The sequence below is a fragment of the Bacillus sp. AP50 genome, assembly GCF_040492675.1.
GTDB lineage: Bacteria > Bacillota > Bacilli > Bacillales > Bacillaceae_G > Bacillus_A > Bacillus_A cereus.
Genome location: NZ_JBEUTW010000309.1, coordinates 1 through 6,124 on the forward strand (window position 1 = coordinate 1; position 6,124 = coordinate 6,124).

Genomic DNA, 6,124 nt, shown 5'->3' on the forward strand with positions numbered 1-6,124 from the left:
TCTATAATCTCCCTATCTGATTTCGACTGTGAAATTATAAGGCATGTATCATTTCCACATATACATCCTATTTTTTCTTTCCAATCTAACTCATCAAATAAAACACCAATAACATGTGCATTACCAGGTAATGTTTTAATAACCATTAATTGATCTACACAATCAATTTTCACAACAACTTCTCGTAATTTTTTCTTTAACTTTATATCAGTTTGTACATGCTCTTCTGAGAAAACTTTATATATCATTAATCCTTCTTGAGAAGGTACCTTCGTTAAGTTTAACTCACGAATATCGCGAGAAACCGTAGCTTGTGTTACTAATACATCTTTTTTTGCTAACAATTCTACTAATCTTTCTTGCTTATCTATTTCATACTCCTTTACAAATTGTTTAATTAACCGTTGTCTTTTTTCTTTTTTCATAAAAGACACCCCTTTTAATATTATAGCTCGCTATAATTTTCATCCGAAAGGGACAGAAAAGAATGTTGCGGAAACGTTCATAGTTTAACTGTAAATATTAAATCAAGCTAAATAAAAAAGAGAAGAACAGCATTCTGTTCTTCCTTTTACATTGAAAATCGTTCAATTGTTTGTTTCAAATCAGTTGCTTGTTTCTCTAAATCCTTTAATAATTGATCGATTACTATCATATTTTTAGACTGTTGTAGCGTCACACGCGCCACTTCTTGCGAACCAGCTGACGTTTCTTCAGCAATTGCTGCTACAGCTTTTGTTTGTGCTCCTGTTTGATGAATGTGGCTCACTTGTTCATTCATATAACTACTAATTTGCTGAGTTGCATCGGCTACTTCCATAACACTTGATGACATTTCTTTTAAAATTAATTCCGTAGCTTCCCCACGTTTCGCCTCTTCTTTAGCTATTTTCACTTGTTCTGTCATTTTCATTGCAACTTGTTGTACTTCATCTTGCATATTCCGTAATAACTGCGATATGTTTCTTGCAGAATGATCACTTTCATCAGCAAGTTTACGTACTTCTTCCGCAACAACCGCAAAGCCTCTTCCATGCTCTCCTGCGCGAGCTGCCTCAATAGAAGCATTTAGTGCTAATAAATTCGTTTGGCTAGCAATCGCACTCACAACAGACACAATATGTTCTACTTGTTTCATTCGTTCTTCTAACTTCTGTACATTTTGCATTGAATCTTCATTTTCTTTTGCCAATGTTTGAATACCTTGAATTAAAGACGTAAAGACACGAGTACTATGCCCTAAAGCTTCAACCATTTCTGAAGACAATGTATCAGACTGCTTCGCTTTTTCTTCTACTTCACTTGCAATAGAAGTCGTTGTATCAACAGCAGAAACAATTGCTTGAATTGATGCCGCTGATTGCTCAGCGCCTGAAGAAATTTCTGCAAGTGTCTCAGATACACCTTGCGCTTGTCTCGTTGCTTCGCCTGTTTGTTTTCTAATCTGCTGTACTTGATTATTTGTATACGAAAATGTTGTATCAATATTTTTTACCATGCCCCTTAAGTTTCCTAACATCATATTAAATGCAACACTTAAAGATTTAATTTCATCATCTGTCTTCGGTAATGGAACATCTTCACGAATATCACCCTCAGCTGCTTTTCTTGCCGCTTCCTCTAACTTGCGAAGCGGTTTAATTAAAAATACGGCTGCTCCATATGCTAAAATTCCAGACCATACTACCCCTAATAACATAACGATAATATTATATACAGTTTGACTTACATAACTTTGAAAATAATCGTATATCACGTAAATAAAAAAGATACTTGTTGAATATGTAATGAAAGCTAAAACTGTAGTGAATAGCATAAGTTGTGTACGTAATCCAAAAGAAAATGTTTTCCTTTCTTTTTCCATCTTCCCTTTCCCCCTTTTTATAAGCAATATAAATACTACCTATATATTATTATCCATATTTTCATTATAGAAGGATATAGAGATTTTAAAAAAATTATTTCTTTGAATATCAAATTGCACGAAAAAAATAAAGGATTCTGACAATTTATGACTAATAACAGAAATAAGGGGCAACATTTGTAAAATATATTTTTAACTGGGGGTTTTGTATGATTCAAGTTCGAAATCTAGTAAAATCATTCGGTTCACTTGATGTGTTAAAAGGAATTGATTTAGAAGTAAAAGAAAAAGAAGTTGTTGTTTTAATTGGTGCCAGTGGTTCTGGTAAAAGTACATTACTTCGCTGTCTTAACTTTTTAGAAATGTACGATGAAGGCGAAATTCACTTACAAGGTGAGCGAATTGATCCAAAGCATTCAAATTTAAATAAAGTCCGTGAAAATGTCGGTATGGTTTTTCAGCACTTTAACCTCTTTCCTCATATGACCTCACTAGAAAACATCATAGAAGCACCTATTCACGTAAAAAAATTAGAGAAAGCAAATGCAAAGGATATTGGAACTCAACTTCTCCAAAAAGTCGGCCTTCAAGATAAAGCAGATGTAACTCCTCATCTTCTTTCAGGTGGTCAAAAACAGCGCATTGCCATTGCACGAGCTCTTGCAATGAGCCCTAAGATTATGCTATTTGATGAGCCTACCTCAGCTTTAGACCCTGAACTTGTTGGAGAAGTATTGCAAGTTATGAAAGAACTTGCTGAAGAAGGGATGACAATGGTTATTGTTACTCATGAAATGAATTTCGCAAGAGATGTAGCTGATCGCGTCATCTTTATGGATGATGGAAAGATTGTAGAAGATGCTCCGCCAGCACAATTCTTTTCAGCTCCATCACATGAACGGGCAAAACAATTTTTACGCAACGTTTTATAATGTAACTTTTGTTTCGAACGAAAAAGAATACATTCATACGGTGCACAACTAATCATCCAAATAAAATATTTCAATAACATACTAAAAAACCATCCGTATGATCAATATATAGGAGGGGTTTTATGAAAAGAAAACTATTAACCATTGTTGCTAGCATTACACTATGTACATCTTTCATACTAGGAGCTTGTAGCAAAGAAAGCTCTACTACTTCAACAAATGGTGAAAAAGAATTTCGCTATGCGATGAGTGGATTATACAAACCTTTTAACTATAAAGAAAATGACGGCAAACTTGTCGGTTTTGATGTAGAAATCGGTGAAGCTCTTGCTAAAAAGATGAACATGAAGGCTACGCCAGTTACAAACCCATGGGAAACGCTGATTCAAGGTCTTCAAGCGAAGAAATATGATGTAATACTGGGTAGTATGGCAATTACAGAGGAGCGCTTAAAAGCTGTTAGTTTCTCAAATCCGTACTATCGCTCTGGCGCCCAAATTTTTGTAGCTAAAAAGAATAACGCTATCTCTTCTCCAGAAGATTTAAAAGGTAAGAAAATTGGTGTTGTAAAAGCTAGTACCTTTAAAAATCTTGTTGCAAAATATACAGATCAAATCACTGAATATGACAGCGATATTACTGCTCTTATGGATTTAGAGCCTGGGCGTGTTGACGCAGTAATTACGGATCAAATGGTTGGTCTACGTATGATAAAAGAAGGAAAATCAAATATAAAAGAAGCCGGAAAACCATTAAATCTTGATGAAATGGGAATTGCTATTCGCAAAGATGATAAAGAAATGGTTGAGAAAGTAAATAAAGCGTTAGATGAAATCATTAAAGATGGTACGTATGAAAAGATCAGTAAAAAATGGTTCGGGCGTAATATTCTCGGTGAAGAGGAAAAAACGAAGTAAGTTAGCCATTCAAAAGATTCATAAACAGTGCCCCACTGATTAAATGTTCATTTTATGTGGGGCATTTCATTCTCTACTAAAATCTATACAATATGAGGTGAAACGCATGTTTGAAATTTTTATCTCTACCTATCCCACACTCTTAAAAGCTACTATTGTCACATTACAATTAACATTAACCTCCCTAGTACTCGGTTCATTAATTGGATTATTATTTGCTTTCTTTCGGATCTCGAATAACAAAGTTTTAAATAGCATTGCTCATATCTATATTGCTATTATTCGTGGTACACCTTTAATCGTTCAAATCGCAATTCTCTATTTTGGCATTACATCTGTCATTGTTTTCTCCCCTTTTTGGGCAGGAGCAATCGCTTTAGCAATTCATAACGGTGCATATATTACGGAAATTTTCCGAGGATCCATTCAATCCGTCGACCGGGGACAATTGGAAGCCGCTCGCTCCTTAGGTATGCCTTACCCTTTAGCTATGCGCCGGATTATATTACCACAAGCATTTCGTCTGTCTCTTCCTCCTCTAGGAAACCAATTTATTATCGGATTAAAAGACTCTTCACTTGTCGCTTACGTAGGACTGTCCGAGTTATGGGGATCAGGTTTATCAATTGCAGCAGGTAACTTCCAACAATTAGATACTTACATAATCGTTGGTGTATACTATCTCGTACTTGTTCTTCTATTTACTTATTTTGTTAATCTCTTAGAAAAACGACTACAACGAAAAGAAACTAACTCCGTCCAATTCCATAAAAAGAACAAAAAGGAAGTTTCTTTATAAGAAAAAGCAAGCCTGAGATGGCTTGCTTTTTCATTGCAAAAATATATTAATTTTTACTGATTTACTTTTTTAATACTCTTTTCTTCCTCTATATGTTCCTCACGATATGAAATATTATGAGGATCTAGTCCATTTCCTAAAGAACCATAGAAATGCTCTCTATGCGGATCCACTAATTCACTTCCTTGATAATACACACGTGGTGTATTCCATAGCGCTGCCAAAGCTTTTGTCATCGGCATCTCATGATAGCGTTCCGGCCACATTTCTTTAATCTTCTCTTTTACTAACGGATAGTATTTAGAACTCATAGCAGGAAACAGATGATGTTCTGTATGATATGAGAAATTGAAATGTAAAACGTCTACCCAGCGCGGCACTGTTACTGACAAACAGTTTGCTAACGGATCATTTACTGGAACAATTGGATTTAAGCGGTGATTTGTTGCAATATATGCCATTACAATAAAGTTAGCAATTAACAACGGAATGACATATGCAAATAACCATTTTCCAGGTCCCATAATAAACAATAAACTAATCCAAACTGTCCAAGGCAAAAGAAGTTGAAGCCATACAGATTTTTGATTGGATGACTTGAACTCTTTTATAAAATGAAAGAACATTCGAGTCGAATGCAATGTAAATTGAATTGTTAGTGACAGAAAACTAAAGAATGAACGTACATGTAAAGGCATACGATATACCCAACTCAAAAACTTACTCTTCTTAAGTTTCTCAAGTGTCGGCCATGCATCCGGATCATTCTCTTCATGCTGTGTATGAACATGATGCGTTGCATTATGCCACTTTCTCCAAAGCTTTGGCCCTGTTGATAATGGCATAAATGCAATCGCGCCTAAGAAGTCACGAAGCCATGCCTTTCTTACAACAGTTCCATGTAAAATTTCATGCCCTAAAAATCCAAGTGAAGCAAAACATAATCCAAGAACAATCGCAATTCCTAGATTCGCCCACACATTCAATTCAAATACACCAATCGATATTAACCCCGCCAATGCCACAAGCAAATAAGCCAGTCCACCAAATAAACGAGTAGGCACTGGTTTAAATGCTTTTTTCGGCAAATGTGGTGATACACGTGCTGCATACCACCCAAACGTATGAAGCTCCTTCATCCTTTTGCTCCTTTCTTATGCCGCGCCTTGCGCAACTTACATATATCAATTCTTGCTTCCAGATTGATTTTACTAGATGATCCAAAAAGCATCTATTATAAGGAAAATATACTCACTCTATCGTCACTTATTTTTCGCTTTTATTATCAATGAAAAACATTTCTCTTTTTACTCTCTATCAACCTTTCCACATGATGAATCATAACAATAGAATTTCTATATTGTCAACACCTTTTATGACCTAGTAATAAAAGGTGGTTATATTTTTATAATCATACTTTATTTCACTAAAGAAAATGTATAGATTCCATAAGGATTTACCCACTATATATAGACATTTTCTTAAACGCCATAGACTCTATCTCATTCAATAACTCCCTATGTAATCAACAAACAGAATCACTTGAATTTAGTTTTATATAAATCCTACCACTTCATAATGCCCCATCTAATTAATTATATTAAAATAATTT

At 34.8% G+C, this 6,124-nt stretch carries 5 protein-coding genes and 2 pseudogenes; 3 read left to right on the plus strand and 4 right to left on the minus strand.

Annotated elements, in window-relative coordinates; all coding sequences use genetic code 11:
- From ABWK52_RS20860 to ABWK52_RS29825, 3 genes and pseudogenes are all read right to left on the minus strand, one after another.
- Positions 1-425 (minus strand): arginine repressor (locus ABWK52_RS20860; protein ID WP_061661979.1); only part of this gene is annotated, 425 nt, incomplete at its 3' end.
- A 146-nt stretch (positions 426-571) separates the two neighbouring features.
- Positions 572-1,144 (minus strand): annotated as a pseudogene (locus ABWK52_RS29820) (methyl-accepting chemotaxis protein); the annotation flags it as partial.
- 369 nt (positions 1,145-1,513) lie between these two features.
- Positions 1,514-1,864: pseudogene (locus tag ABWK52_RS29825) on the minus strand (HAMP domain-containing protein); the annotation flags it as partial.
- 209 nt (positions 1,865-2,073) lie between these two features.
- Between ABWK52_RS29825 and ABWK52_RS20870 the strand changes: the two are divergent.
- From ABWK52_RS20870 to ABWK52_RS20880, 3 genes are all read left to right on the plus strand, one after another.
- Positions 2,074-2,796: an amino acid ABC transporter ATP-binding protein gene (locus tag ABWK52_RS20870; protein ID WP_000616925.1), complete on the plus strand. Its 723-nt coding sequence runs from the start codon at positions 2,074-2,076 to the stop codon at positions 2,794-2,796.
- Positions 2,797-2,918: 122 nt separating this feature from the next.
- Positions 2,919-3,713 (plus strand): ABC transporter substrate-binding protein, encoded by a 795-nt coding sequence (locus tag ABWK52_RS20875; protein WP_000823768.1) that lies wholly within the window; start codon positions 2,919-2,921, stop codon positions 3,711-3,713.
- Positions 3,714-3,756: 43 nt separating this feature from the next.
- Complete coding sequence (locus tag ABWK52_RS20880) at positions 3,757-4,512, plus strand: amino acid ABC transporter permease (RefSeq protein WP_002004337.1); 756 nt, start codon at positions 3,757-3,759, stop codon at positions 4,510-4,512.
- A gap of 53 nt (positions 4,513-4,565) precedes the next feature.
- Here ABWK52_RS20880 and ABWK52_RS20885 read toward each other — a convergent pair whose 3' ends face one another.
- The gene (locus ABWK52_RS20885; RefSeq protein WP_000661226.1) at positions 4,566-5,651 is read right to left on the minus strand and encodes a fatty acid desaturase family protein; all 1,086 of its coding nucleotides are present in this window, start codon (positions 5,649-5,651) and stop codon (positions 4,566-4,568) included.
- Positions 5,652-6,124 lie beyond the last annotated feature (473 nt).

Bases quoted from the DNA above. Each gene is read 5' to 3' on its own strand.
- ABWK52_RS20870 (WP_000616925.1), top strand. From the start codon at position 2,074: ATGATTCAAGTTCGAAATCTAGTAAAATCATTCGGTTCACTTGATGTG.
- ABWK52_RS20875 (WP_000823768.1), top strand. From the start codon at position 2,919: ATGAAAAGAAAACTATTAACCATTGTTGCTAGCATTACACTATGTACA.
- ABWK52_RS20880 (WP_002004337.1), top strand. From the start codon at position 3,757: ATGTTCATTTTATGTGGGGCATTTCATTCTCTACTAAAATCTATACAA.
- ABWK52_RS20885 (WP_000661226.1), bottom strand. From the start codon at position 5,651: ATGAAGGAGCTTCATACGTTTGGGTGGTATGCAGCACGTGTATCACCA.